Source organism: Microbacterium sp. PM5, assembly GCF_003293595.1.
Lineage (GTDB): Bacteria > Actinomycetota > Actinomycetes > Actinomycetales > Microbacteriaceae > Microbacterium.
Genome location: NZ_CP022162.1, coordinates 1,116,685 through 1,142,388, shown reverse-complemented (window position 1 = coordinate 1,142,388; position 25,704 = coordinate 1,116,685). Strand labels below are relative to the sequence as shown.

Sequence of the window (25,704 nt, the reverse complement as noted above, 5' to 3'; positions counted from 1 at the left end):
CACGCCGCTTCGGGGTGGTCGAGGCGGCGGCTGCGGACGGATGAACCCGCCGACTCAGCGGGCGAGGGCGGCGATCTCGGCGGCGGCGCGGGCGACGTCGTCGTTGACGACGCGGTAATCGAACTCGCCTTGCGCGGCCAGCTCGACCTTCGCCGTCTTGAGGCGGCGCGCCCGCTCCTCCGGACCTTCCGTGCCGCGCCCGACGAGACGGTTGACCAGCTCGTCCCAGCTCGGCGGCGTCAGGAACACGAGCGTGGCATCCGGAGCGGCAGCGCGCACCTGGCGGGCACCCTGCAGGTCGATCTCCAGGAGCACCGTGCGCCCCTCCGCCAGCGCCTTCTCGATGGGCGCGCGCGGCGTGCCGTAGCGGAACGCGTTGTGCACCGTCGCGTGCTCGAGGAGGGCGTCGTCGGCGATGAGGGCGTCGAAACCGTCATCGTCCACGAAGAAGTAGTGCTCGCCGTCGACCTCTCCCGGGCGCGGTGCGCGCGTGGTCGCCGACACCGACAGCAGGATCTCGGGGTGATGGTCCTTGATGTAGGCGGCGACGGTGCCCTTGCCCACGGCGGTCGGGCCGGCCAGCACGATGAGCCGGCTGCGGCCGCTGCGGGGCTGGAGGGGAGGGAACCGGCCGTCGAGCCACGCCGTGAGCGCTGCGCGCTGGCGCGTGCCGAGTCCCCCGAGCCGCTTGACGGGCGCGATCTCCAGCTCGGCCAGCACACGGTCGCGCTTGCCCTCGCCGATCGCCGGCAGCGCCGTCAGGAACTCCGTGATCCGCATCGCGCCCGCGGGTGCGTCAGGAGCGTCGAGCGCGCGCTGCAGCAGCTCCTGCGGCGTGATGACCCGCATCGCCACATCGTGCTTGAGTGCGGCGCGCTCGCGTCGGGCGGCGACCGCGCGACGGGATGCCGCGACGCGGTCGACCTCGGGAGGAGTGCGGGAATCAGCCATGGGATCCTCCACGGTACAGGTCTGCACGCTCGGCGATGCGTGCGGCGAGGTCCTTCGGACCGGCCGAGAGGATGCTGCGGCTCTCGCTCGCGATGACCGCTTCGGCGAGATCGCCGAAGATGGTCGGGAGGTCGGCCGGCTCGGCGCCCTGCGCGCCGAACCCCGGCGCGAGGACCGGCACCGGCCGCTCGAACGCGCCGAGCCCGCGCGCGGCAAGATCCACCGTCGCGCCGACGACGAGACCGAGCGATGCCCACTCGCCGGCGCCGGTCGCATCGGCGGCGACGACCTCGGCGGCCACGGTGGCGGCCACGGTCTGCGTGCCACGAAGGGCGCTCTGCAGTGCCGAGGCCTCGGGATTGCTGGTGGCGGCGAGCACGAACACCCCCTTCTGGTGCGCGAGCGCGTACGAGAACGTGGTGGACAGCGCACCCACCCCCAGGTACGGGCTGACGGTGAGCGCATCGGCCTCGAGCGCCGAACCCGGTGTGAGCCAGGCGGCCGCGTAGGCGTCCATGGTCGTGCCGATGTCGCCCCGCTTGGCGTCGGCGATCACGAGCAGACCCGCGGCGCGGGCCGCCGCCATCACCTCCTCGAGGGCGGCGTAGCCGGCCGATCCGAACCGTTCGAAGAACGAGACCTGAGGCTTGACGACGGCGACGGTGGATGCCGCGGCATCCACCGTCCGCAGTCCGAACTCGCGGACGCCGGCGGCGTCGACACCGAGTCCCCACTCGCGCAGGAGCGCTTCGTGGGGGTCGATGCCGACACACAGGCGTCCGCGCGCGGCGACGGCTTCCCGAAGTCGAGAACCGAACGGACGTCGCGAACCGGACGAGCTCACACGGCCGCCCGCTGCTCGGCGGCGGCCAGGGCGTCGGACCGGTCGCGGGCGTACTCCTGGAGGCTGCGCACCGCGAAGCCCTCACGCAGCACCGGCAGCGCGCTGACGGCGGCGCCGAGGACGGCCATCGTGGTGAACAGGGCTTTGTCCGCCGCCACCGCCGCTGCCCGGATCTCATATCCGTCGGCGCGGGCGATGCCTCCGGAGGGCGTGTTCACGACGATGTCGATCTCTCCGGCGTTGATGAGATCGACGACGTTGCGTTCACCCGACTCCTGCGTTTCGGAGTACTTGCCCACCACGCCGACACGGATGCCGTTGCGAGCCAGGATCTCGGCGGTGCCCTCGGTCGCGATGAGGCGGAAGCCGAGCTCCTGCAGGCGGTGCGCCGGCAGGATGACGGCGCGCTTGTCGTCGTCGGCGACCGAGAGGAAGACGGTTCCCGCCGTCGGCATGCCGCCGTAGGCCGCGGCCTGACTCTTCGCGAACGCGGTCGGGAAGTCGCGGTCGATGCCCATGACCTCCCCGGTGGAGCGCATCTCCGGGCCCAGGACCGAGTCGACCGTGTGGCCGTCGGCGGTCCGGAAGCGCTTGAACGGCAGCACGGCCTCCTTGACGGCGACCGGCGCATCCAGCGGAACCCGCGAGCCGTCCTCGAGGGGAAGCAGTCCTTCGGCCTTCAACTCGGCCACGGTGGCGCCGGCCATGATGCGGGAGGCGGCCTTGGCGAGCGGAATGCCGAGCGCCTTGGAGACGAACGGCACGGTGCGCGAGGCCCGCGGGTTCGCCTCGATGACGTACAGGACACCGGCGGAGACGGCGAACTGCACGTTCAGCAGTCCGCGGACACCGACACCTTCGGCGATCGCATGGGTCGCCGCGCGGACGCGGTCGATCTCGGTGCGGCCGAGCGAGATGGGCGGCAGGGTGCACGACGAGTCGCCGGAGTGGATGCCGGCTTCCTCGAGATGCTCCATGACGCCACCGATGTAGAGCTCGTGTCCGTCGTAGAGCGCATCGACATCGAGCTCGATCGCGTCGTCGAGGAAGCGGTCGACCAGCAGCGGTTTGCCCTCCTCGATGACGACCTCGCCGGCGGTGCGGACGAAGTAGTCGCGCAGGCTCTCGGTGTCGTAGACGATCTCCATGCCGCGACCGCCGAGCACGAAGCTGGGGCGCACGAGCACGGGGTAGCCGATCTCCTCGGCGATCGCGACGGCGCCGGCCTCGTCGATCGCGGTGTCGTGGCGCGGGGCGACCAGACCGGCGCGGTCGAGCAGCTGGGAGAACAGCTCCCGCTCCTCCGCGATGTCGATCGCGGCCGGCGAGGTGCCGAGGATCGTGTACCCGGCCTCCTCGATGCCCTTCGCCAGTCCCAGCGGTGTCTGGCCGCCGAGCTGGCACACGACGCCCAGGATCGTTCCGGACTGGGCCTCGGCGTGCAGCACCTCGAGCACGTCCTCGAGCGTCAGCGGTTCGAAGTAGAGCCGGTCGCTCGTGTCGTAGTCGGTCGAGACGGTCTCGGGATTGCAGTTGACCATGATCGTCTCGTACCCGGCATCCGACAGGGCGAACGAGGCGTGCACGCACGAGTAGTCGAACTCGACGCCCTGGCCGATGCGGTTCGGGCCCGATCCGATGATGACGACCTTCGTGCGCTCGCTGGGCGTGACCTCGGTCTCGTGGTCGTAGCTGGAGTAGTGGTACGGCGTGAGCGCCGGGAACTCCCCCGCGCAGGTGTCGACCGTCTTGTAGACCGGACGGATGCCGAGGCCGTAACGCACGCCGCGGATCTCGGCCTCACTGACACCGCGCAGCTGCGCGAGCTGGGCGTCACTGAAGCCGTGCTCCTTCGCGAGGCGGAGCGTCGCGGCATCGAGCTCGGGTGCCGCCTGCACGAACGCGGCGACCTCGTTGATGAGCGCCATCTGGTCGAGGAACCACGGGTCGATCTTCGTGGCCTCGAACGCCTGCTCGACGCTCGCGCCCTTGCGCATCGCCTGCTGCAGCGTGACGATGCGGCCGTCGGTGGGCGTCTTCGCGATCTCGAGAAGCTCCTCCACCGATCGAGCCTCCTCGCCCCAGTGGAAGCTCGATCCGCGCTTCTCGAGCGAGCGCAGCGCCTTCTGCAGCGCGGTCGTGTAGTTGCGCCCGATCGCCATGGCCTCGCCGACCGACTTCATGGTGGTCGTGAGGGTCGCATCGGCGTTGGGGAACTTCTCGAAGTTGAAGCGCGGCACCTTGACGACGACGTAGTCGAGCGTCGGCTCGAAGCTGGCCGGCGTCGCCTTCGTGATGTCGTTGGGCACCTCGTCGAGGCGGTAGCCGATGGCGAGCTTGGCCGCGAGCTTGGCGATCGGGAAACCGGTCGCCTTGGAGGCGAGGGCCGACGAGCGCGAGACGCGCGGGTTCATCTCGATGACGATGATGCGACCGGATGCCGGGTCGACGGCGAACTGGATGTTGCAGCCGCCGGTGTCCACGCCCACGGCGCGGATGATGTCGATGCCGATGTCGCGCAGCTTCTGGTATTCGCGGTCGGTGAGGGTCAGTGCGGGCGCCACCGTGATGGAGTCGCCGGTGTGCACGCCGACGGGGTCGACGTTCTCGATGGAGCAGACGACGACCGTGTTGTCGGCCATGTCGCGCATGAGTTCGAGCTCGTACTCCTTCCACCCGAGGATCGACTCCTCCAGCAGCACCTCGGTGGTCGGCGAGTCGCGCAGGCCCGCACCGCCGATGCGGCGAAGGTCCTGCTCGTCGTAGGCGAAGCCCGAGCCGAGGCCGCCCATCGTGAACGAGGGCCGCACGACGAGGGGGTAGCCGAGCTCCGCGGCGCCGGCGAGCAGGTCGTCCATCGTGTGACAGATGACGCTGCGGGCGACATCGGCACCGGCATCCAGCACGAGCTGCTTGAAGATCTGACGGTCCTCACCCTTGCGGATGGCGTCGACCTTGGCGCCGATGAGCTCGACGTCGTACTTTTCGAGGATCCCCTGCTCGTGAAGGGCCATCGCCGCGTTGAGGGCCGTCTGTCCGCCGAGGGTCGGCAGGATCGCGTCCGGCTTCTCCTTCTGGATGATCGTTTCGATCACGGCGGGCGTGATGGGTTCGATGTAGGTCGCGTCCGCGAAGTCGGGATCGGTCATGATCGTGGCCGGGTTCGAGTTCACGAGGATGACGCGCACGCCCTCCTCGCGCAGCACGCGGCAGGCCTGGGTTCCCGAGTAGTCGAATTCACAGGCTTGGCCGATCACGATCGGGCCGGAGCCGATGACGAGGACGCTCTTGATGTCGTCGCGCTTGGGCATCAGTTCTTGCCCTCTCCTTCGTGTCCCACTTCTTGCTGTGCGTGTCCCACTTCTGTCCCTCGATGTCCCGATTGGTGCTCTCCGGAGCCTGCGGAGGCAGCAGAAAGTGGGACATGGCTGGATGCCGCGGCGCGGTGCGACCGCACCATGTCGGCGAAGCGGTCGAAGAGGTAGTTGGCGTCGTGCGGGCCGCCGGCGGCCTCGGGGTGGTACTGCACGCTGAACGCCGGGATGTCCAGTGCGCGCAGCCCCTCCACGACGTTGTCGTTGAGCCCGACGTGGCTCACCTCGACGCGGCCGTAGCCGTTCGGGCTGAGGGTCTCGCCCTCCAGCGGCGCATCGACGGCGAAGCCGTGGTTGTGGGCGGTGATCTCCACCCGGCCGGTCTGCTTGTCGAGCACCGGTTGGTTGATGCCGCGGTGTCCGAACGGCAGCTTGTAGGTGCCGAAGCCGAGCGCGCGCCCGAGCAGCTGGTTGCCGAAGCAGATGCCGAAGAAGGGCAGGCCGTCGTCGAGCACGTTGCGCAGCAGCGCGACGTGGTCGTCGGATGCCGCCGGGTCACCCGGACCGTTCGAGTAGAACACCGCCACCGGATCGATCGCGCGGATCTCGTCGATCGTGACCGACTGCGGCAGCACGTGCACATCGAACCCGCGGGCCGCGAGGTTCAGCACGGTCGCGCGCTTGACACCGAGATCGAGGACCGCGAGCGCGCCGAGGCGTTCGACGCTCTCTGCTGCGGGCGTGACCTCGACCTCGCGGACCGACACCTCAGCCGACAGGTTCTGTCCCGCCATCTGCGGTGCCTCCCGCACGATGCGCAGCTGCTCCTCGGGGTCGAGCGTCGCGGCCTCTCCGGAGAACACGCCGCCGCGCATGGAACCCGACGACCGCAGTACGCGCGTGACCGCGCGGGTGTCGACGCCGGCGATGCCGACGATGCCGTCGCGCACGAGCGCGTCGTCGAGCGACTCGTCGGCGCGCCAGTTGGACACGACACGCGAGGGGTCGCGCACGATGTAGCCGGCGACCCAGATGCGGCGCGACTCGGGGTCTTCGCCGTTCATGCCGGTGTTGCCGATGTGCGGCGCGGTCTGCAGGACGATCTGTCCCGCGTAGGAGGGGTCGGTGAGGGTCTCCTGGTATCCGGTCATCCCGGTGGAGAAGACCACCTCGCCGAGAGTGGTGCCCCGCGCGCCGTACGCGCGTCCGGGGTGGCGTGAACCGTCTTCGAGGACGAGGACGGCGGGGTCGAGCAAGAAGGTCATGCGGCGTTTCCCGTCGAAGGTGTGGAGATCTGATCTGTCGCGGTGGAGGGCGGCAGGATGGCGGTGATCGCAGCGGCCAGTGCCTGAGCGGACTGGTCCTGCGGGCGGAGGTAGCTGTCGACCGTTTCGGACGTTCCGTCGGTGCGCTCGGCGCGCCACGAGAGGCGGACGAGGCCGCCCGGCTCGACGACGCGGTCGATGGCCGTGGTGGCCAGGCCGACCGAGTCGATGCTCGCGGTGGCGACGAACATCCGCGGCTGACCGACGAGGTCGAGCGCCACGCCGCGGTCGGTGACCGTGACGTCGACGCGCGAGCGGAAGCCCAGTCCGCGGATCGCGAGGCGCTCCAGCGCCTCGCCGTGCCGCGTGGTGGCGACGTAGAACCCGCTCGTCGCTGTCTGGACGGCGGCGGCTTCCGGCGCCTCGCCGAAGGGCGCGACGATCCCGGCATCCCGCCGCGATCGTCGTCGCCACGCGAATGCCCCGAGCGCCAGGAGGGCGACCGCGACGGCGATCATGACGAGAAGGGCACCTTCGCGGTTCATGCGCGCTCCTCCCCCATGGTCGGGGCCACGACGCCGTCGGTGACCGTCGCGGCTCCGCGGAAGAACGTCCACCGCACCTCGCCGGGAAGCTCCCGTCCGAGGTAGGGCGAGTTGATGCTCCGTCCCCTCAGGTCGTCGCGGCCGAACGTTCGCACCGGGGCGGGGTCGTACAGCGTGAGGGATGCCGGGGCGCCAACGGCCAGCGGCGTGCCGGCATCCTCGAGCCGTCCGATGCGCGCTGGGGCGGCCGACATCACGCGGGCCACGTCGTCCCAGGACAGCATCCCCGTCTGCACCATCGCCTGGTGCACGACGCGCAGGGCGGATTCCAGCCCGACCATGCCGTTGGCCGCCGCCTGCCACTCGCACGACTTCGCCTCCGCCGGATGCGGCGCGTGGTCGGTCGCGACGATGTCGATCGTGCCGTCCGCGAGGCCTTCGCGCACCGCTTGCACGTCCTCGTCGCGGCGCAGCGGCGGATTGACCTTGTAGCGGGCGTCATAGCCGCGCACGAGCTCCTCGGTCAGCAGCAGGTGGTGGGGGGTGACTTCGGCGGTCACGTTCACCCCGCGCTTCTTGGCCCAGCGGATGATGTCGACCGAACCGGCCGTCGAGAGGTGGCACACGTGCAGACGCGAGCCGACGTGCTCGGCGAGAAGGACGTCACGGGCGATGATCGACTCCTCGGCGACCGCCGGCCATCCGGTCAGGCCGAGCTCGGCCGACACGGCGCCCTCGTTCATCTGGGCGCCCTCGGTCAAGCGGGGGTCCTGCGCGTGCTGGGCGACGACGCCGTCGAATGCCTTCACGTATTCGAGTGCGCGACGCATGATGAGCGGGTCGAAGACGCAGAAGCCGTCGTCGCTGAAGACGCGCACGCGGGCCCGCGAGGACGCCATCGCACCGAGCTCCGCAAGCCGCTCGCCCTTCTGGCCGACGGTCACGGCGCCGATCGGCTGCACGTGCACGTAGCCGGCCGCTTCGCCGAGGGCGAGCTCCTGCTCGACGACGCCCGCGGTGTCGGCGACGGGCGAGGTGTTCGGCATGGCGAAGACGGTCGTGAAGCCACCGGCGGCCGCGGCGCGCGAGCCGGTCAGCACCGTCTCCGACGCCTCGTAGCCGGGCTCGCGCAGGTGCACGTGCAGATCGACCAGGCCCGGCAGGGCGATCAGGCCGTCGGCATCCACGATGTCGGCGCCGGCGCGGCTCAGGCCGCTGCCGACCTGACTGATCAGGCCGTCTTCGAGAAGGAGATCCGTCGCCGCCTCGTCGCCCACACGGGCCCCGCGGATGATCGTCGGGCGCGCCGAGGGGTGTCGAACCGTCACGGGGTGTGCTCCTCTGCGTTCGTGTCGCGCTCGCCGGAACGTTCTCCGGCCAGCACCAGGTACAGCACCGCCATCCGCACCGACACGCCGTTCGCGACCTGCTCGAGCACGGTCGATCGTGGGGAATCGGCGGCGTCGGCGGAGATCTCCAAGCCCCGGTTCATGGGGCCCGGGTGCATCACAATGCTACCGTCCGCCAGAGTGGCCAGACGCCTCGCGTCCAGTCCCCATCGACGGGAATACTCCCGTTCAGTCGGGAAATACGCCGCGCTCATGCGTTCCAGCTGGATTCGCAGCATCATGACCGCGTCGGGGCGTGCCGCCAGTGCCTCGTCGAGGTCGTAGACGACGCGAGCCGGCCATCGCGACACGTCCTGTGGAACCAGCGTCGGGGGCGCCACGAGGGTGACCTGGGCCCCGAGCGTGTGCAGCAGCCACACGTTGGAGCGGGCGACGCGCGAGTGCAGGATGTCCCCCACGATGGCCACGTGCACACCGGCGAGGTCGCGGCCTCGGCTGTCGTCGCCGAAGCGGCGCTTGCGGATGGTGAACGCGTCCAGGAGCGCCTGTGTCGGGTGCTCGTGGGTGCCGTCTCCGGCGTTGACGACGCCGGCGGTGATCCAGCCGCTGGTCGCGAGCGTCTGCGGAGCACCGGAGGCGCCGTGACGGATGACCACGGCATCCGCGCCCATCGCCTGCAGCGTCTGGGTGGTGTCCTGCAGCGACTCGCCCTTGCTCACGCTGGAGCCCTTTGCGGAGAAGTTGATCACGTCGGCCGACAGGCGCTTGGCCGCTGCCTCGAAGGATATGCGGGTGCGAGTGGAGTCTTCGAAGAAGAGGTTGACGATCGTCTTGCCGCGCAGCGTGGGCAGCTTCTTGATCTCGCGCGACTGGGTGTCGCGCATGTCTTCGGCGACGTCCAGGATGCGCAGGGCGTCCTCGCGAGCGAGGGTGCGGGTGTCGAGCAGGTGCCTCATGACGCGATCGTCACCTCTTCGATGCCGTCGACGTCGGCCAGGTGCACGTTGACGCGCTCGCTGCGGGCGCTCGGGAGGTTCTTGCCGACGAAGTCGGGCCGGATCGGCAGTTCGCGGTGCCCGCGGTCGACGAGGATCGCGAGCCGCACGGCGGCCGGGCGTCCGATGTCGCCGAGTGCGTCGAGGGCGGCCCTGATGCTGCGCCCCGAGAAGAGCACATCGTCGACCAGGACGACGGTCTTGCCGTCCACGCCCCCGGCCGGGATCTGCGTCGGACGCGGAGTCCGCGTGGGATTGCGGTGCAAGTCGTCCCGGTACATCGTCACGTCCAGGGCACCGACCGGCACGGAGGTACCGGAGATGTCGCCGAGGAGGGCGCCGATGCGTCCGGCGAGGGTCACCCCCCGAGTCGGGATGCCGAGGAGGACGAGATCATCGGCCCCCTTGTTGGACTCCAGGATCTCGTGGGAGATCCGAGTCAGTGCGCGGGCGATGTCGGCTGTCTGCATCACGGTACGCGTGTTACCGGTGCTCATCCGCCGCTCCCTTCTCCGCCTCTCTGGACGGTGTTAAAGGTTGCTGTGGTTTGACTCCACTCTACCCGACCCGTGCGGCACCTCAGGTTGTGGATCGCCCCGGTGCGACCGCCCGTCGCACACCGGCGCGGGCGGCGGTGAGAGTGAGCACGAGCAGCGTCACCGGCCAGAACCCGCCGAGTGACACGGCGTCGCCGAACAGCACGTCCTCCAGCCACAGCACGACGAACTTGCTGCCGGGCAGGATCAGCACGAGCATCACGACCGAGGTCAGACGCCGCGCGGTCGTCGAGGCTGCACGCAGGCGCGCCACGACCGCCTTCTTGACGCGCAGCACGACCTCGAGGACGAGCTTCAGCATGATCGCCGTCGCCAGCGAGACGGCAAAGCTCTCCGAGATGACGCTCGGGACGAACTGCGCGGTGAGGTTGAGGATCACCAGGTAGACGAACACGTCGACGAGGTGCAGCGGGTCGATTCTCATGTCACGGTTCCCCTCGCGCACCGCGGGTGTGCTGTTCACGCTCACTCTAGGACAGGCGTGCGAAGTGGATGAGAGCACGCGCGCGCGGCGTGCGGTGTCGCTGGAGACGTGATGCGCGTGTCGGCGACGGACTACGTCGTCGGCGCGGATGCCGTCTCGATCACCCGAGATGCACGGATGGGGTGCCCGGGTGCGGTGAGGCACTGCCCGCTGGCCAGGTCCCACTTCCAGTCGTGGAGCGCGCAGGTGAGTACGCCGTCCTCGATCTTGCCGGTCTTGGTGAGGTCGGCGCGCAGGTGGGGGCAGCGCCGCTGCACCGTCCACTCGCCGATCTCGGCGTCCTCGGTCTGATCCGACTGCTCCGCGTACCAGTTCTCGACGTACTCGATGCGGTCGCGGGACAGGCACTTCAGAAACGTGGTGAGGAACTCGTTGAACTTGCCGCTGCGGCCGACGGCGAACTGCATCGACAGGAAGATCGAGTTCGACCAGTCGATCTCATGATCACGGATGTTCGTCGAGACGAGATCGGCGGGGATCGTGTACCAGTAGATGCACTCCTCCCCCGCGTACTCGCGCACTTTCGCTTTCGGGAAATCGACGACCATGTCGAGCTCGCCGATGCGGAAGCGGACGTTGCCGCCGACGCCGGTGCGGATCGTGCGGGCGCGACGCAGCAGCGGCTCCCACCACTCCTGCAGCGCAGCGAGCATCTCCGCAGGTGCCATCGGCTCGGCCCGCGTCTCGATCTCGGCGAGGACCTCCGCCTGACGGCTGTCGCGCTGCTCGGCGAGGTACGCCCACTTGTCGTCGAAGACGCGGTCGATCTCTTCGGGCGTGTAGAGAGTCTGCGTGATCTCGATCGTGCCGCCGTTGAGGTCGACCTGCGTGCCGGGGACGAACTCGTAGCCCTTCTGATCCGGACGCTCGGCGCGCATGTGGGTGAGGAACTGGCGCTGATCGGTGAAGATCGAGTCGTCTTCCACGCCCCAGCCGTTGAAGCGGAACAGGTCGTCGCGCAGGAACATGGGCGGGCCTGCCATGGGGAAGACGTGCTCGGCATCCACCTTCTCGATGTAGTACATCGCGCGCTTGTTCTGAGCGTCGCGCTTCAGCTTTGCGAAGTGCTGCTTCGAGTCCTGCGGCAGGTCGTAGACCATGGGCCACCAGATCGCGCCGGAGACCTGCGTGAAGTATGCGTCGGGCTTGGAGAACGAGAGCAGGCGCTCGAGGTCGAGCGGGTGCGAGTCGTTCTGGTTGAGGATGCTCGCGGTGCCGTCGTCGACGCTCAGCGACGAGTCGCCGATCGGGCCGTCGCTCGGCGCACGCAGCGGCGTCACCATGATCTTCAGCCCGCCGGGGTACTCGAGCGTCTGGCCCGCCTGCGTGAAGACGATGTTGTCGTAGCCGAGGCGGCGCAGGTCCACTTCGAGGTCGTCGGTCGGGTACTCGGGTAGCAGGACCCGGATGTCATTCGGCACGTACCGTTCCAGCAGTGTCGGATCGAAGTGATCGCGGTGACGGTGCGAGATGTAGAGGAAGTCCGCCTTGCCGAAACGCTCCCAATCCGGGCCCCGGTTGTCGGGGAACGGGAACCACGATCCGAAGAAGCTCGGCCCCATCACCGGGTCGCACAGGATGCTGCCGCCCGTCGTCTCGATGAACATTCCGGCGTGGCCGAGGCCTGTGATGCGCATGCGTCCTCCTGGTCGAACAGCTCCCGAGTCTACGCGCGGGAGTCGTCAGCGCCGCTCAGGCGATGCCGCTCTACGGCGCGGACAGCCCCAGACGGGGGTAGAGACGGGCGAAGCCCTCGGCGAGTCCACCCTCGAGCGCGTCGACGACGTGACCGGCACCCGGGACGACGTAGCTGTCGACGTTCCACCCTGCCTTCGCAGCCGCTGCGGCCCCGCGGCGGGCCTGATCGATGTAAGCGGGGTCGTTCTGACCAGCAGTGAACAATGCCCACTCGTTGGGATAGCCCCCCGCGTGAGAGCTGAGGATGCTCGTCGGCTTGGCGGCGTCGTACGCCGCGATCGAGCCGCCGAAGACGTCTGCGACGGTTTCATCGGGGTGCTCCGATCCGGGATCGATCTCGCCACTGACGGACAGCAGATTTCCCCAGACGTCGGGGTGCTCGGCGGCGTACTTGAAGGCGCACCCGCCCCCATTCGAATAGCCGGCGATGGTCCACTGGCCGGGGCTCTGCTGTACGGGGAGTGTACGAGCGAAAGCGACCACGTCGCGCGTCACGTACGTTTCGACGTTGCCGTACATCGCCGAGTCTGCGCAGGCGGGATCGCGGCTCGGGTCTCCGAGCTGATCGACGACGAGCACGTATGGTGCGAGACCCTTGTTCTTCTGGGCTTGGGCGTCGAGGACCTTTGCGATGTACTGCGGATCCGGGTCTCCCGGCTGGCCCATCATCAGGATGACCAGCGGCAGGCGCGGCGGATGGGCCGTGCGGGCGGCTGGAGGTTTGTAAATGCCGGCGGTGCGGGCAGCGAAGCCTGACTGCGTCGCGGGGATCTCGATCGTTCCCTGCTCACCCGTGGCGGGCATATCCGCCGGAGGCTGCCACGTGCGGTAGAGGTTCACGTCGCCGTCGGGGCCGCTCGTTCCCGTCTGCAGCGTGATCGGTCGGTTGATCTGAATGTGGAAGAAGCTTGCAACGGTGGGTGTGAGCCCGTAGTACGCATTGATCCCCAGCGTCGCCTCGATCAAGAAGATCGGGATGGCGAGGACAGCGACCACTCGCCGCCGCCACGGAGCCCCCACGAGGTTCGCGACGGCCAGCCCGACGGCTGCCAAACCGCCCGCACCCCAGACGACCGCCTGCCAGGGCAGTGGCATGCCGAACAGGTTCGTCTTGCGTGCGTACAGCGCGAAAGCGATGGCCGCGCTCGCGCCGACCGTCATCGACAGCGCGGCCCACAACGGCCAGCGCTCGACGCGTCGGCGGATGAGGAGGAAGACGATCAATCCGACGCTGAGCGCGCCGACGACCCCGATGAGCCAGGGCTCATCGATACGGAGTTCGAGGAAGGAGGCCACTCGTGGTGTCTCTCGGGGTGCGATGGTCTTGGCGCCCCGCTCAGGCGGTGCGCGCGATCCGGCCCAGCACGCCGTGCACGAACGAACCCGAGTCGTCGGTCGAGAACTCCTTCGCGAGTTCCACCGCCTCGTCGATCACCACCGCGGCCGGCACCTCGTCGTTGAACATCAGCTCCCACACCGCCAGGCGCAGGATCGCCCGGTCGACCGCCGGCATCCGCTCGATCTTCCAGTCGCGCGCGTGGGTGACGATCTGCTCGTCGATGTCGTCGCGGTTGTCGATGACACCGTCGACGATCTCGCGCGCGTACAGCCACGAGGCTTCGCGAGCGGGCTCGTTCGCCGCCCGCTTCGCTTCCGCGGCGAGGGTCACCGCGAGCTCATCGCCACGGACGTCGGATTGGAAGAGGATGTCGAGGGCGCGCTTGCGCGCCTTGGACCGTGCGCTCATCGCTTCGAAGACCGGTCGTCAGTTGACGCGGCCGAGGTAGTCGCCCGTGCGGGTGTCGACCTTGACCTTCGTGCCGGTCTCCAGGAACAGCGGAACCTGGATCTCGTAGCCGGTCTCCACGGTGGCGGGCTTGGTTCCCGCCGACGAGCGGTCGCCCTGCAGACCCGGCTCGGTGTAGGTGATCTCCAGCACGACGGAGGCCGGCAGCTCGATGTAGAGCGGGTTGCCGTTGTTGAGGGCGATCTGCACCTGCTGGTTCTCCAGCAGGAAGTTCGCGGCATCGCCGACCGTTGCGGCGCCGACCGTGATCTGGTCGTAGTCGGCCACGTCCATGAAGACGAAGCCCTCGCCGTCGTTGTAGAGGTAGGTGAAGTCACGGCGGTCGACGTTCTCGATCTCGACCTTGGCGCCCGCGTTGAACGTCTTGTCGACAACCTTGCCGGTCATGACGTTCTTCAGCTTGGTGCGCACGAACGCACCGCCCTTGCCGGGCTTGACGTGCTGGAACTCCACGACGCTCCAGAGCTGTCCGTCGATGCTGAGGACGACGCCGTTCTTGATGTCTGCGGTCGATGCCATGAGTGTGGAGTTTCCGTTCGTGAGTTCGAGGGGGCGCACGCGGTGGCGCGCGGCCGACAGTCGATCTTAGCCCACGGCCGCGCGGGCGTCCGGGGCTCAGCCTTCGGCGGCGCCGACGATGACATCGATCAGCAGCGCCGTGGCACGTGCGTAGCCGGCGACGCCCTCGCCGATCACGTGCACGACGGCGACGTCCGCCACGTACGAGTGGTGGCGGAAGCTCTCACGCTCGTACACGTTGGAGATGTGCACTTCAGCCACCGGCAGCGACACCCCCGACAGCGCATCGCGGAGCACGACGGAGGTGTGGGTGAGACCTCCCGGGTTGATCACGATCCCGGCGCAGGTGGTGCGCGCCTCGTGGATCGCGTCGATCAGCACACCCTCGTGATTGCTCTGGACCGCCTCGACGTCGAAGCCGCGCGCAGCGGCGGCATCCTGGACGATCCGCTCCACGTCGGCGAGGGTGTCGTGCCCGTAGACGTCGGGCTCGCGGATGCCGAGCAGGTTGAGGTTGGGGCCGTTCACCAGCAGGAGGCGTCGAGGGGTCGTCACGCGCTCACCCTACCGGCGCGCACCATCACGAGCTCGGGACCGATGACGCTCGTGAGCCTCTCCCCCGTCGCGACGAAGCCGACTTTGCGATAGGCACCCTGCGCGCGATGGTTCTCGGCGTGCACATCGAGCGTCAGCTCGTCGGCCCCACGATCCCGGGCCCATGCCCCGGCCACATCGACGAGGCGCCCGAGCAGTCCCGTACCCCGGTGCGACGGCGCCACGTAGACGCCCACGATGTCTGCGCGCGCCTCGGTCACGGGTCGACCCAGATGATCGGCGGTGCCCGCCGCCCGGAGGAGGACGGTCACCGTGCCGACCCACCGCCCGTCGTCGTCGGCGATGAACTGAGCGGCCTCGTCGGACAGCGACGCGCCCGCGGCGCGCTCGCGCCAGAACACCTCGTCGTGCGCACGCTCCTGTTCGACGGTGGACAGGAAAGCGATGGATGCCGCCGGATCGCCGACGGCCTCGATGCGGAGGTCGCGGATCTCCCGCCACTCCGCCGCGCGGACGCGCCGGACGACGGGCTCGCTCACTCGGCGACTTCTTGATAGGCCGCGAACAGGAGGGACTCGTCCGGGGCCTGCAGAACGGTCGGCTTCGCGATGTCGTCGAGGACGATGAAGCGCAGCATCGCACCGCGCGTCTTCTTGTCGCGCTGCATGGTGGCCAGCAGCTGCTTCCACGCGCCCGCGCGGTACGAGGTCGGCAGTCCGAGCAGTTCGAGGATGCGGCGGTGCCGCACGGCCGCGTCGTCGGAGAGGCGGCCGGCGAGCCGCGACAGCTCCGCGGCGAAGAGCATGCCGATCGAGATCGCTGCGCCGTGGCGCCACTGATACCGCTCGGCGTGCTCGATCGCGTGGCCGAGCGTGTGCCCGTAGTTCAGCACTTCGCGCAGCCCGGCTTCGCGGAGGTCCTCGCCGACGACGCGCGCTTTCATCTCGATCGCCAGCTCGATACAGCGTCGGAACGCCGGGGACTGCGGATCGACGGCGGCGTCGGGATCCGCCTCGATGAGATCGAGGATCTCCGGGTACCAGATGAAGCCGGCCTTGACGACTTCGGCGAACCCGGCCACCCGCTCGTTGCGGCTGAGCGTGTCGAGCAGAGCCAGGTCGCAGATCACCGCGCGAGGCGGCCAGAACGCGCCGACGAGATTCTTGCCCTCCGCCGTGTTGATGCCGGTCTTGCCGCCGACGGCGGCATCGACCATGCCGAGCACCGTCGTGGGCACCTGCACCACCGCGACGCCGCGCAGCCAGGTCGCCGCGACGAAGCCCGCCAGGTCGGTCACGGCTCCCCCGCCGAACCCGACGACGGCGTCGGTGCGCGTGAAGTCGGCCTGGCCCATGACCTGCCAGCAGAAGGCCGCCACCTCGACGCGCTTGCCCTGCTCGGCATCCGGAACCTCGGCGAGCAGCACCTGGCGATCCCCCGACCCGAGCAGCAGCTCGCGCAGCTCGGTCGCCTGCGCGGACAGTGTCGGCGGGTGCACGATGAGAACCTTCTGTGCGGCGGGAGGCAGAGCGTCGCCGACCATGCCGAGGATGCCTCGTCCGATCGTGATGTCGTAGGGCTGGTCGCCGGCGACGCCGATGACGGTGGTGTCGGTCATTCCTGTGCTCCTCGCGCGTGATCGTCACCGGGCAGCTCCGCCTCGATCCACGCCGCGAGGGCGTCGACCGTGTCTTGCAGAGGACCGGCGGACGTGTCGAAGCTCACGTGTGCGAGCCGTTCGTAGAGGGGGCGGCGCGCAGCGTAGATCTCGTGCCAGCGCTCCACGGCGTCGCCCTCCTGCAGCAGGGGGCGCGCGCCGCCGCGGATGCGAGCCGCGACATTGTGCGGCGCGACGGTCAGCAGCACGACGCGGTGACCGGCGAGCGCGGTTTGAGTGCCGGGGTGCAGCACGGCTCCCCCGCCGAGTGCGACGATGCCGCCCGCCTGCAGAGCATCGGCCACGGCCCGGCGCTCCAGCTCGCGGAAGTGCTCCTCGCCGTGGGTGGCGAAGATGGTCTCGATCGGGCCGTGCTCACGAACGATCACGGCGTCGCTGTCGGTGAACGGCAGGCCGAGGCGTTTGGCCACGCGCTTGCCGACGCTCGTCTTCCCCGCCCCCATCGGGCCGATGAGGACGATCGCAGGGCTCGTCATCCGAGGGCGTCGTCGCTGTCCGAGGCCGTCTGCAGGGTCTCGGGGATCGCGGAGAGGTAGCTGCGGAGATTACGAGCCGTCTCGGCGACGCTGTCGCCGCCGAACTTCTCCAGCACCGCTTCGGCGAGCACGATCGCGACCATGGCCTCGGCCACCACGCCCGCGGCGGGCACGGCGCAGACGTCGGAGCGCTGATGGTGCGCGGTGGCGGCCTCGCCCGTCGTGACGTCGATGGTCCGAAGCGCGTGCGGCACGGTCGCGATCGGCTTCATGCCGGCGCGCACGCGCAGCACCGTCCCGGTGGACATTCCACCTTCGGTGCCGCCGGCCTTGTCGGAGGAGCGCGTGATGCCCTCGGATGCCGCGAACAGCTCGTCGTGAGCCGCCGAACCCCGTCGGCGTGTGGTCTCGAAGCCGTCGCCGACCTCCACGCCCTTGATGGCCTGGATGCTCATCAGTGCCTGTGCCAGCTTGCCGTCGAGGCGGCGGTCCCACTGCACATGGGAGCCCAGACCGGGCGGAAGGCCGTAGGCGAGGACCTCGACGATGCCGCCCAGGGTGTCGCCGTCCTTCTTCGCGGCATCCACCTCGGCGACCATGGCCGCAGACGTCGCGGGATCGAAGCACCGCAGCGGATCGGCGTCGAGCGCGGCGACGTCGTCCGGAGTCGGAAGGGCAGCGCCTGCGGGCACGTGAACGGGGCCGATCGACAGCGTGTGGCTGACGAGGCGGATGCCGAGCTCACCGAGGAACGAGCGGGCGATCGCACCCAGAGCCACACGCGCCGCCGTCTCGCGGGCACTCGCACGCTCGAGAATCGGACGGGCCTCGTCGAAGCCGTACTTCTGCATACCCACCAGGTCGGCGTGGCCCGGGCGGGGTCGGGTGAGGGCAGCACCGCGCCCGCGCGACATCTCGGTCATCTCGACCGGTTCGGCGCTCATGACCTCGGTCCACTTGGGCCACTCGGTGTTGCCGATGCGCAGCGCGATCGGGCTTCCCATGCTGAGCCCATGCCGGACGCCGGCGGAGATGGTCAGTTCGTCCTCTTCGAACTTCATCCGCGAGCCGCGGCCGTAGCCGAGCTTGCGACGCGCGAGATCGGCTTGGATCGCGGCGCGGGAGACGGGGACGCCGGCGGGCAGACCCTCCATGAAGGCGACGAGTTCGGGGCCGTGCGATTCGCCGGCCGTGAGCACGCGGAGCATTCGCCTAGTCTCCCACGAGCGCGCGGGCCATGATGTCCACGACGGCATCCTCGCCGGGCAGCGGCTGCTCGACGTCGCCCGTCCGGAACGCGCGGATCTGCAGGACGGCCTGTCGCACCAGCATGCCGAGTCCGTTGACGGCGGGTGCGCCGGTCGTCTGCCAGGCCGTGGCCAGCGGGGTCGGCCAGTGGCCGTAGACGACGTCGTAGAGCAGCCCTCCGCCGGAGGCGAGACGTCGTGCGGTGTCCTCCGGCAGGTCGGCCCCGCCGGGCAGGGTGGAGACCGTGAGCGCCACGGGCGCCGGCCGGACCGTTTCGAGCGGCGCGATCGAGACGGCCACCGACAGGCGCTCCCCCAGCTGGGCGAGGGCGTGCGCGGCGTCGGGCCGTCGCGCGACCACGTCGACCGTGTGGGCGCCGAGCTGCGCGAGAGCGACGAGCGCAGACGTCGCGGTCGCCCCGGCGCCGATGATGCGTGCGGTCTCGATCGTGTCGAGCCCGTGGGCTCGCACGTCGCCGACGATTCCGCCGACATCCGTGTTGAAGCCGCGCCACTGCCCGCCCACGCGGACGAGCGTGTTGACGGCGCCGGTGAGCTCGGCCGTGCGATCACGGGCCGCGGCGGCCGCGAAGGCCTCGGCTTTCAGCGGAAAGGTGAGCGAGAGCCCTCGAAATGCCGGGGCGAGCCGGCCCACCTCCCCCGCGAAGTCGGCCGCTGCAACGCGCCGCCGTCCGTAGGTCCAGTCCCAGCCCAGCGCGGCGTATGCAGCGGCGTGGATCTGCGGCGAGAGGCTGTGAGCGATCGGGTCGCCCCACACCTCCAGCAGCGACCCGGACGGGACCTCAGCAGTCGGCACTGTCATTGGCGGCACACCACTGCTGCCACTGCGCGACGGCCTTCTCGTGCTCGGCATACGTGGTGCTGAAGATCGTCTCCCCGGTGTCGAGGTTGACCGTCACGAAGTACAGCCACGGACCGTCGGCCGGGTGCATCGCCGCATCGATGGCCAGGTCGCCGGGGTTGGCGATGGGCCCGATCGGCAGACCCGGGTGCAGATACGTGTTCCACGGGTTGTCGTTGGCGAGGGCCTCCGCCGAGGAGCTGGCCGTGCCCTTGTTGATCTCGTTGTAGCCGTACTGCGCCGTCGAGTCCATCTGCAGCAGACCGTGGGTCTCCTCGTTGTTGGGGTCGAGGCGATTCTCGATCACACGGGACACCTTGTAGAAGTCGGCCGTGAACCGTGCCTCGCGCTGGATGATCGACGCGACGGTCAGGATGCGCTCGCGCTGGTCGCTCGGCACGCCGGCCTTGTCGAGAGAGGTCACCGTGCGATCGACCAGGGTCTTGATCACCTGCTGCGCCGTCGTTCCCGGATCGAACGTGTACGTCGCCGGGAACAGCCAGCCCTCGAGCGTGGTGGCGCTGACACCGTACTGCGAGGGATCGGCGACGGCCGCCTGCAGGTCGGCGAGCGGGATGCCGGTGCCGTCGGCGAGTCGCGTCAGGGTCGAATTCATCGTCAGACCCTCGGGCAGCTGCGCCGTGTTCTCGCGTCGACTGGTGGGGTCTTCGAGAGCCTTGAGCGCTGCTGCGGACGACATCTTCTGCTTCAGCGCATACACGCCCGGTTGGAAGTCCGGGTTCTGTCCGGTCTTGATCAGATAGTCGTAGAAGGCGGTGTCGGTCTTTGTGACTCCGGCCTGGAAGAGTGAGGTCGAGATCGTCGATCCGGTGTCTCCGGTGACGATCGTCACGGTGGCGTCACCCTCGGCGATGCCGTCCTCGTAGTCCTTGGGCTCTTCCCAGCCCATGAAGGCCCGAATCTTGTCTTCGTAGGTGTTCCAGACATAGAAGCCGCCACCCACGATGCCACCCAGGATCGCCAGGATCACGCCGAAGATCACCCAGCCCGCGATGCGGCTCTTCCGGCGATCGCGATCGTGCCGGTTGCCGTGCCCGCGGTCGGAGTGCGCTTCCGCGCTGAAGAGCGCATCGAGCTGCTGATGCGCGGGTGCAGCGTGGGCGACCAGTGGCTCCGGTGCCGCGGCCGCAGGGCGCGGTTCGGCAGCTTCGTTGCCCGCGCGCGCGGAAACCGGCGTCGCAGTCGGTGTGCTCGTGTCCGACGGAGTCGTCTCGGGGGCGACGTTCGCGGCAGCCGCAGCCTCCCTCGCGGCGCGGCGCGACGGCGGGACGGGGGCCCCTTCGCCCGATGCCGGCGCCTGCTCGCGCGGGGTCGGCAGCTTGCTGAACAGGTCCGCGAACTCGTCGTCGTTCGGCGGGGTGTCAGGCATCAGGCGGGCTCCTGCGGGTCGGGCACGGCGACACCGGCGGGGGCGCCGGTGCTCTTCTCGACGTCGATCGCCTGCTGCAGCAGGACGACGGCGGCGACTTGGTCGACAATCCTACGAGACGAACGCTGGGAGCGTCCGGCATCACGCAGCGCCGCGTGCGCGCTCACCGTGCTGAGGCGTTCATCGACGAGGCGCACCTCCACCCCGGATGCCGCGCGCACCTCGCTCGCGAACGCACGCGCATCATCGGTGGAGGCGGTCTCGCCGCCCGACAGGCTGATCGGCAGGCCGACGAGCAGCTCCATGGCGGAGTACTCGTCGGCGAGGCGCGCGATGTGCGCCGCTGCGGCATCCGTTCGGGGCACCGTCTCCACGGGGACGGCAAGCAGGCCGTCGCGATCGCACCGTGCCACCCCGATGCGCGCCTTGCCGACGTCGATCCCGAGGCGAACTCCCGGCCGGAAGCCGCTCACGCTCCGGGGGTCTCCAGCGCACGCGTCACTGCTGCGAGCGCCTGCGGGAGGGCATCCGCGTCGGTGCCGCCGCCCTGCGCGACATCGTCACGTCCGCCGCCGCCGCCGCCGAGCGCTGCGGCGGCGCTCTTGGCGAGCACGCCTGCCTTGGCACCCGCCGCGCGGGCTGCGTCGTCGGTGGCGACGATGACGATGGGCCGGCCGCCGACGACGGCGCCGAGCGCGATGACGGCACCGGCGCCCACGCGCTCGCGCACCTGCAGGGCCAACGTGCGCACATCGTCCGCCGACGCCGCGCCACCCAGCGACTGGGCGACGAGGCGGAACGCGCCGGTCGCCTGCGCCGACCCGGCCAGTTCCGGCAGCCGGCTCTCCAGAGCTTTGGCCTCGAACTGGGCGATGCGCTTCTCAGCGGCCTTCAGGCTCGCGGCGAGATCGGCGACGCGGCTCGCGAGCTGGTCTTTGGGTGTCTTCAGCGAGGTCGACAACTGCGAGACGATGGCACGCTCGGCAGCGAGCTCCCGGAAGGCGTCCAGACCGACGAGAGCTTCCACGCGTCGCGTGGACGCGCCCACGGACGACTCCCCGACGAGGTTGATGAGGCCGATCTCCGCACTGGAGCTCACATGTGTGCCGCCGCACAGCTCGCGCGACCAGGGGCCGCCGATGTCGACCATGCGCACCGTGTCGCCGTACTTCTCGCCGAACAGCGCCATCGCGCCGGCGGCCTTGGCCTCGTCGAGAGGGAGGACGCGCGTGCTCACCTGCAGATTGTCGCGCACGGCGTTGTTCGCGATCTCCTCGATCTCCGTCTTGGTCGCCTCCGACAGTGTCTGACCCCAGGAGAAGTCGAACCGCATGTAGCCGGCGCGGTTGAGCGATCCGGCCTGCGTGGCCGACTTTCCGAGCGTGTCGCGCAGGGCCGCGTGCACGAGGTGGGTCGCCGAGTGCGCCTGCTGTGCCGCGCGGCGGTTGACGGCATCCACGACGCTCGTCGCGGGCTGGCCCACGCCGACCTCGCCCGAGGTCACCTCGACCGTGTGGCTGACCAGCCCCGGCACCGGGCGCTGCACGTCCAGGACCTCGAGTTCGTAGCCGGGACCCACGATCACACCCTTATCGGCGACCTGTCCGCCGCTCTCGGCGTACAGCGAGGTCTCGGCGAGGATCACCTCCGCGATCTGCCCCTGCACCGCCCGCTGTGCGGGGGCACCGTCGACGAGGAGTCCGAGGACGGTCGACTCGGTCTCCCAATCGGTGTAGCCGGTGAAGACGGTCTCGCCCTTCGCGCGGAAGTCGCGGTAGACGCTGGTATCGGCCAGTTGGCGCTTGCGCGAGCGCGCGTCGGCCTTCGCACGAGCGCGCTGCTCATGCATCAGGGTGTCGAACGCATCGCGGTCGACGGTGAGCCCCGCCTCCTCGACGATCTCCATCGTGAGGTCGATGGGGAAGCCGTAGGTGTCATGGAGCAGGAACGCCTCTGCGCCGCCGATCGTGGTGCCGCCTGCGTCCTTGGCCGCCGCGATCGAGGCGTCGAGGTTCTCCGAGCCGGCGGCGAGAGTGCGCAGGAACGTGGCCTCTTCCGCGAGGGCGTAGGTCACCAGACGGTCGTAGTCGGCGCCGACGATCGGGTAGGCGTCCTTCATCGCGTCGCGTGACGCCGCGAACAAGGTCGCGAAGGTCGGTCCGTCCACGCCCAGAAGACGCATGGAGCGGATCACGCGGCGCATGAGGCGGCGGAGGATGTAGCCGCGGCCCTCGTTCGCCGGCGTCACGCCGTCGCTCAGCAGCATGAGCGAGGAACGCACGTGGTCGGCGACGACGCGGAAGCGCACGTCATCGTCGTGGTCGGCGCCGTACGCCTTTCCCGACAGGGCCACGGCCGCGTCCAGCACGGGGCGCACCTGGTCGGTCTCGTACATGTTGTCGACGCCCTGCTTGATGAACGCGATGCGCTCCAAGCCCATGCCGGTGTCGATGTTCTTGTTCGGCAGTTCGCCGACGATCGTGAAGTCGTACTTGCTGCGCACGTCCGTGATCTCGTACTGCATGAACACGAGGTTCCAGATCTCGACGTAGCGGTCGTCGTCGGTCGCCGGTCCGCCGTCGATGCCGTACGCGGGACCGCGGTCGAAGAAGATCTCCGAGCACGGGCCGGCCGGGCCGGGCAGTCCCGTGGACCAGTAGTTCGTGTCCTTACCCAGACGCTGGATGCGCTCCTCGGGAAGATCGGTGAGACGCAACCACAGATCGTGCGCTTCGTCGTCCTCCTCGTAGACCGTGACCCACAGATCCTTCGGGTCGAAGCCCAGTCCACCGTCGTCCTCGGATGTGGTCAGCAGCTCCCAGGCGTAGCGGATGGCGCCTTCCTTGAAGTAGTCGCCGAACGACCAGTTGCCGAGCATCTGGAAGAAGGTGCCGTGCCGCGGGGTCTTGCCGACCTCTTCGATGTCGTTGGTGCGGATGCACTTCTGATTGTCGGCCGCGCGAGCGTAGGGGGCCGGCACGTCACCGGACAGGTAGGGGATGAACGGCACCATTCCGGCGACGGTGAACAGCAGTGCCGGGTCGTCGGTGACCAGGGATGCCGAGGGCACGATCGTGTGCCCGTTCTTCTCGAAGTAGTCCAGGTAGCGCTGGGCGATCTCGGCGGTCTTCATCTGTGGGTTCCTCGGCAGAGCACGGGCGTGCGGGACGGACGGTCCCGTACGGGACGGTGCGGGTGTGTGGTCAGTCGGCGTTCGTGGCGGCGTCGGACACGGCATCCACGGCGCGGGAGACCGTGTCCGTGGCCGCGTCGACGGCGTGGGCGGCGGCATCCTTGACGTTCTCGGCGATGCCGTCGATCTTCGCCTCCTGGGCGCGGTACGCCTCGCCGATGCGCTCGGTGAACTCGGTGATGCGCGCATCGACCTCGGCGAGAACCTCGTGGCCGCGCGGGTCCTTGTTCACGAAGTGGGCGGCGACGAAGCCTCCCGCGAGACCCACGACGAACCACAGCACCTTCTTCATGCGTTCCATGTTAGGTGCACGGCCCGTCTCGATGGGTCTGCGGGAACGCCGAAGGGCGCCGGGGAGAACCCCGACGCCCTTCGGACGACACACGGTCGATCCACCACACCCGGTCGTTGAGCAGGCGCAGCGAGTCGAAACGTGTCAGCGCACGTCAGCGCGCGGCGTAGTACTCGACGACGAGCTGGACGTCACCCGTGACGGGGACCTCCGCACGCTTCGGACGACGCACGAGCTTGGCCTGCAGCTTGTCGAGCTCGACCTCGAGGTAGCCCGGAACCGGGGGCAGAACCTCGGCGTGGCCACCGAGAGCGGCGACCTGGAAGGGCTCCAGCGACTCGCTCTTGGGCTTGACGTGGATGAGCTGACCGGGCTTGACGCGGAACGACGGGCGGTCGACGAGCTGGCCGTCCACGAGGATGTGGCGGTGCACGACGAGCTGGCGCGCCTGCGCCGTGGTGCGGGCGAAGCCGGCACGCAGCACGAGGGCGTCGAGGCGCATCTCGAGCAGCTCGACGAGGTTCTCACCGGTCAGGCCGTCCTGGCGACGGGCCTCGTTGAAGGTGTTGCGCATCTGCTTCTCGCGGATGCCGTACTGCTCGCGCAGACGCTGCTTCTCGCGCAGACGGACGGCGAAGTCGCTGTCCTGCTTGCGCTTGGTGCGACCGTGCTCGCCGGGGGCGTACGGGCGCTTCTCGAGGTACTTGGCTGCCTTCGGGGTCAGCGCGACGCCGAGGGCGCGCGACAGACGCACCTTGCGGCGGTCCTGGGACTTCGTAGCCACGAAGTGTTCCTTTCGTTACGCGGACGCGACTGTCGCGCCTCGCGGACGTATCGCCTCTCCTCGCCCTGTCCGGACTGCACGCCGGGGCATGCCGGAAGGTCGGTGAAGAAGAGAGGGGATGCCCGAAAACCGGTTTCGAGCCACTCCACTGTATCAGAGGGCCCCCGCACGCAACGCGGACCAGCCGAGCGCGAACAGCGGGACGTAGAGGATGCCGATCAGCAGTGAGTGAGTGAGGACGAAACCGAACGCTTCCAGGGCCTTTCCGCGCTGACGCAGGTGGGTGCCCAGCTTTCGGATCATCGAGCCCGGATGACGGATGTCCCAGCTGTTGAATCGCAGGTAGCGCCCGAGGTACACGCCGACCGCGCCGAGCACGATCACGCTCGCCGCGAAGACCCAACTGACGGCGGGGATGCGTCCATCGGGGCGATCGATGAGAGCGAGGCCCATGGTCTGCACGACCGCCAGACTGAGGACGGCGTTCGCGATGCCGGAGAGAGTGAGCGCCAGCGTCTGGACGATGTCGTACCACAGCGGTACCGGCGTGGTTTCTGCCCGATGGCTGAAGTTGAGTTCGGTGATCAGGTACACCGAGTTGGGGAAGAACACGAGCCACAGCATCGTGGCGACGATCAGGTAGGCCCATACGGCGACCGCTCCCGCGCCGGCGATCTCCTCGGTCGCCAGGCCGATCACCGGGGTCAGCAGCAGAAGTCCCGCGCCGAGGACCACGGCGAGCAGAACCGGAAGGAAGGAGAGCCCGATGTTCAGCAGCATCGGCCGGTACAGCTTCACGCCGTAGACCCGCGCACGCAGCACGATCAGGACGCCCGCGTACAGGTTGAGCAGCGTGACGGCGATGACGCCGATGAGCAGAGCTGGCATCGTGTCAGCCT

General features: G+C 69.2%; 25 protein-coding genes. All 25 read right to left on the bottom strand.

Going from position 1 to position 25,704, the window contains the following annotated elements:
• Window positions 1-54: 54 nt before the first annotated feature.
• The 25 genes from gmk to CEP17_RS05510 all read right to left on the bottom strand — a co-directional run bounded on the left by gmk (window position 55) and on the right by CEP17_RS05510 (window position 25,693).
• Complete coding sequence (gmk, locus tag CEP17_RS05630; RefSeq protein WP_036317915.1) at window positions 55-951, bottom strand: guanylate kinase; 897 nt, start codon at window positions 949-951, stop codon at window positions 55-57.
• On the bottom strand, window positions 944-1,795 hold the full coding sequence (pyrF, locus tag CEP17_RS05625; RefSeq protein WP_036317913.1) for an orotidine-5'-phosphate decarboxylase: 852 nt from the start codon (window positions 1,793-1,795) through the stop codon (window positions 944-946). The genes gmk and pyrF overlap by 8 nt, the downstream gene beginning before the upstream one ends.
• On the bottom strand, window positions 1,792-5,106 hold the full coding sequence (carB, locus tag CEP17_RS05620; RefSeq protein ID WP_112931565.1) for a carbamoyl-phosphate synthase large subunit: 3,315 nt from the start codon (window positions 5,104-5,106) through the stop codon (window positions 1,792-1,794). Before carB ends, pyrF begins: the two co-directional genes overlap by 4 nt.
• On the bottom strand, window positions 5,106-6,374 hold the full coding sequence (gene carA / locus CEP17_RS05615; protein ID WP_239498595.1) for a glutamine-hydrolyzing carbamoyl-phosphate synthase small subunit: 1,269 nt from the start codon (window positions 6,372-6,374) through the stop codon (window positions 5,106-5,108). The genes carB and carA overlap by 1 nt, the downstream gene beginning before the upstream one ends.
• Window positions 6,371-6,919 carry a hypothetical protein gene (locus CEP17_RS05610; protein ID WP_112931563.1) on the bottom strand — a complete coding sequence of 183 codons (549 nt, stop codon included), beginning with the start codon at window positions 6,917-6,919 and terminating at the stop codon, window positions 6,371-6,373. Before CEP17_RS05610 ends, carA begins: the two co-directional genes overlap by 4 nt.
• Window positions 6,916-8,247, bottom strand: a complete 1,332-nt coding sequence (locus CEP17_RS05605) for a dihydroorotase (RefSeq protein ID WP_204359864.1) — start codon at window positions 8,245-8,247, stop codon at window positions 6,916-6,918. Before CEP17_RS05605 ends, CEP17_RS05610 begins: the two co-directional genes overlap by 4 nt.
• On the bottom strand, window positions 8,244-9,224 hold the full coding sequence (locus tag CEP17_RS05600) for an aspartate carbamoyltransferase catalytic subunit (RefSeq protein WP_112931561.1): 981 nt from the start codon (window positions 9,222-9,224) through the stop codon (window positions 8,244-8,246). The genes CEP17_RS05605 and CEP17_RS05600 overlap by 4 nt, the downstream gene beginning before the upstream one ends.
• Entirely contained in the window at window positions 9,221-9,760 is a 540-nt protein-coding gene (gene pyrR / locus CEP17_RS05595; RefSeq protein ID WP_036318698.1) for a bifunctional pyr operon transcriptional regulator/uracil phosphoribosyltransferase PyrR, read from the bottom strand. Before pyrR ends, CEP17_RS05600 begins: the two co-directional genes overlap by 4 nt.
• Window positions 9,761-9,842: 82 nt before the next feature.
• Entirely contained in the window at window positions 9,843-10,283 is a 441-nt protein-coding gene (locus tag CEP17_RS05590) for a hypothetical protein (RefSeq protein WP_239498594.1), read from the bottom strand.
• Between the two features lie 92 nt (window positions 10,284-10,375).
• Window positions 10,376-11,941 (bottom strand): Rieske 2Fe-2S domain-containing protein, encoded by a 1,566-nt coding sequence (locus CEP17_RS05585; protein ID WP_112931560.1) that lies wholly within the window; start codon window positions 11,939-11,941, stop codon window positions 10,376-10,378.
• A 70-nt stretch (window positions 11,942-12,011) separates the two neighbouring features.
• Window positions 12,012-13,298 carry an alpha/beta hydrolase-fold protein gene (locus CEP17_RS05580; RefSeq protein WP_112931559.1) on the bottom strand — a complete coding sequence of 429 codons (1,287 nt, stop codon included), beginning with the start codon at window positions 13,296-13,298 and terminating at the stop codon, window positions 12,012-12,014.
• A 40-nt stretch (window positions 13,299-13,338) separates the two neighbouring features.
• Window positions 13,339-13,749, bottom strand: coding sequence for a transcription antitermination factor NusB (gene nusB, locus CEP17_RS05575; protein WP_036291068.1), 411 nt, complete (start codon window positions 13,747-13,749; stop codon window positions 13,339-13,341).
• A gap of 18 nt (window positions 13,750-13,767) precedes the next feature.
• The gene (gene efp, locus CEP17_RS05570; protein WP_036283795.1) at window positions 13,768-14,328 is read right to left on the bottom strand and encodes an elongation factor P; all 561 of its coding nucleotides are present in this window, start codon (window positions 14,326-14,328) and stop codon (window positions 13,768-13,770) included.
• A gap of 96 nt (window positions 14,329-14,424) precedes the next feature.
• The gene (aroQ, locus tag CEP17_RS05565) at window positions 14,425-14,883 is read right to left on the bottom strand and encodes a type II 3-dehydroquinate dehydratase (protein WP_036318126.1); all 459 of its coding nucleotides are present in this window, start codon (window positions 14,881-14,883) and stop codon (window positions 14,425-14,427) included.
• Window positions 14,880-15,422 (bottom strand): GNAT family N-acetyltransferase, encoded by a 543-nt coding sequence (locus tag CEP17_RS05560; protein ID WP_112931557.1) that lies wholly within the window; start codon window positions 15,420-15,422, stop codon window positions 14,880-14,882. Before CEP17_RS05560 ends, aroQ begins: the two co-directional genes overlap by 4 nt.
• A complete protein-coding gene (aroB, locus tag CEP17_RS05555; protein ID WP_039416000.1) occupies window positions 15,419-16,501 on the bottom strand; it encodes a 3-dehydroquinate synthase in 1,083 nt (360 codons plus the stop codon). The genes CEP17_RS05560 and aroB overlap by 4 nt, the downstream gene beginning before the upstream one ends.
• Window positions 16,498-17,037 carry a shikimate kinase gene (locus tag CEP17_RS05550; protein ID WP_112931555.1) on the bottom strand — a complete coding sequence of 180 codons (540 nt, stop codon included), beginning with the start codon at window positions 17,035-17,037 and terminating at the stop codon, window positions 16,498-16,500. The genes aroB and CEP17_RS05550 overlap by 4 nt, the downstream gene beginning before the upstream one ends.
• Window positions 17,034-18,245: a chorismate synthase gene (gene aroC, locus CEP17_RS05545; RefSeq protein ID WP_039415998.1), complete on the bottom strand. Its 1,212-nt coding sequence runs from the start codon at window positions 18,243-18,245 to the stop codon at window positions 17,034-17,036. Before aroC ends, CEP17_RS05550 begins: the two co-directional genes overlap by 4 nt.
• Window positions 18,246-18,249: 4 nt before the next feature.
• Window positions 18,250-19,107 (bottom strand): shikimate dehydrogenase, encoded by an 858-nt coding sequence (locus tag CEP17_RS05540; RefSeq protein ID WP_112931554.1) that lies wholly within the window; start codon window positions 19,105-19,107, stop codon window positions 18,250-18,252.
• The gene (gene mltG, locus CEP17_RS05535) at window positions 19,088-20,536 is read right to left on the bottom strand and encodes an endolytic transglycosylase MltG (protein ID WP_112931552.1); all 1,449 of its coding nucleotides are present in this window, start codon (window positions 20,534-20,536) and stop codon (window positions 19,088-19,090) included. The genes CEP17_RS05540 and mltG overlap by 20 nt, the downstream gene beginning before the upstream one ends.
• Window positions 20,536-21,009 (bottom strand): Holliday junction resolvase RuvX, encoded by a 474-nt coding sequence (ruvX, locus tag CEP17_RS05530; protein WP_112931551.1) that lies wholly within the window; start codon window positions 21,007-21,009, stop codon window positions 20,536-20,538. Before ruvX ends, mltG begins: the two co-directional genes overlap by 1 nt.
• On the bottom strand, window positions 21,006-23,669 hold the full coding sequence (alaS, locus tag CEP17_RS05525; protein ID WP_112931549.1) for an alanine--tRNA ligase: 2,664 nt from the start codon (window positions 23,667-23,669) through the stop codon (window positions 21,006-21,008). The genes ruvX and alaS overlap by 4 nt, the downstream gene beginning before the upstream one ends.
• Window positions 23,670-23,739: 70 nt before the next feature.
• Window positions 23,740-24,021, bottom strand: coding sequence for an ATPase (locus CEP17_RS05520; protein ID WP_239498593.1), 282 nt, complete (start codon window positions 24,019-24,021; stop codon window positions 23,740-23,742).
• Between the two features lie 154 nt (window positions 24,022-24,175).
• Window positions 24,176-24,805, bottom strand: a complete 630-nt coding sequence (gene rpsD, locus CEP17_RS05515) for a 30S ribosomal protein S4 (protein ID WP_039415992.1) — start codon at window positions 24,803-24,805, stop codon at window positions 24,176-24,178.
• Between the two features lie 153 nt (window positions 24,806-24,958).
• Window positions 24,959-25,693 carry a DUF1361 domain-containing protein gene (locus tag CEP17_RS05510; protein ID WP_112931546.1) on the bottom strand — a complete coding sequence of 245 codons (735 nt, stop codon included), beginning with the start codon at window positions 25,691-25,693 and terminating at the stop codon, window positions 24,959-24,961.
• Window positions 25,694-25,704 lie beyond the last annotated feature (11 nt).

Excerpts from the sequence above, each read along its gene's own strand:
- gmk (WP_036317915.1), bottom strand. The coding sequence starts at position 951 with ATGGCTGATTCCCGCACTCCTCCCGAGGTCGACCGCGTCGCGGCATCC.
- carB (WP_112931565.1), bottom strand. The coding sequence starts at position 5,106 with ATGCCCAAGCGCGACGACATCAAGAGCGTCCTCGTCATCGGCTCCGGC.
- carA (WP_239498595.1), bottom strand. The coding sequence starts at position 6,374 with ATGACCTTCTTGCTCGACCCCGCCGTCCTCGTCCTCGAAGACGGTTCA.
- CEP17_RS05610 (WP_112931563.1), bottom strand. The coding sequence starts at position 6,919 with ATGAACCGCGAAGGTGCCCTTCTCGTCATGATCGCCGTCGCGGTCGCC.
- CEP17_RS05600 (WP_112931561.1), bottom strand. The coding sequence starts at position 9,224 with ATGAGGCACCTGCTCGACACCCGCACCCTCGCTCGCGAGGACGCCCTG.
- pyrR (WP_036318698.1), bottom strand. The coding sequence starts at position 9,760 with ATGAGCACCGGTAACACGCGTACCGTGATGCAGACAGCCGACATCGCC.
- CEP17_RS05585 (WP_112931560.1), bottom strand. The coding sequence starts at position 11,941 with ATGCGCATCACAGGCCTCGGCCACGCCGGAATGTTCATCGAGACGACG.
- nusB (WP_036291068.1), bottom strand. The coding sequence starts at position 13,749 with ATGAGCGCACGGTCCAAGGCGCGCAAGCGCGCCCTCGACATCCTCTTC.
- efp (WP_036283795.1), bottom strand. The coding sequence starts at position 14,328 with ATGGCATCGACCGCAGACATCAAGAACGGCGTCGTCCTCAGCATCGAC.
- aroB (WP_039416000.1), bottom strand. The coding sequence starts at position 16,501 with ATGACCGACACCACCGTCATCGGCGTCGCCGGCGACCAGCCCTACGAC.
- CEP17_RS05550 (WP_112931555.1), bottom strand. The coding sequence starts at position 17,037 with ATGACGAGCCCTGCGATCGTCCTCATCGGCCCGATGGGGGCGGGGAAG.
- aroC (WP_039415998.1), bottom strand. The coding sequence starts at position 18,245 with ATGCTCCGCGTGCTCACGGCCGGCGAATCGCACGGCCCCGAACTCGTC.
- CEP17_RS05540 (WP_112931554.1), bottom strand. The coding sequence starts at position 19,107 with ATGACAGTGCCGACTGCTGAGGTCCCGTCCGGGTCGCTGCTGGAGGTG.
- mltG (WP_112931552.1), bottom strand. The coding sequence starts at position 20,536 with ATGCCTGACACCCCGCCGAACGACGACGAGTTCGCGGACCTGTTCAGC.
- alaS (WP_112931549.1), bottom strand. The coding sequence starts at position 23,669 with ATGAAGACCGCCGAGATCGCCCAGCGCTACCTGGACTACTTCGAGAAG.
- CEP17_RS05520 (WP_239498593.1), bottom strand. The coding sequence starts at position 24,021 with ATGAAGAAGGTGCTGTGGTTCGTCGTGGGTCTCGCGGGAGGCTTCGTC.
- CEP17_RS05510 (WP_112931546.1), bottom strand. The coding sequence starts at position 25,693 with ATGCCAGCTCTGCTCATCGGCGTCATCGCCGTCACGCTGCTCAACCTG.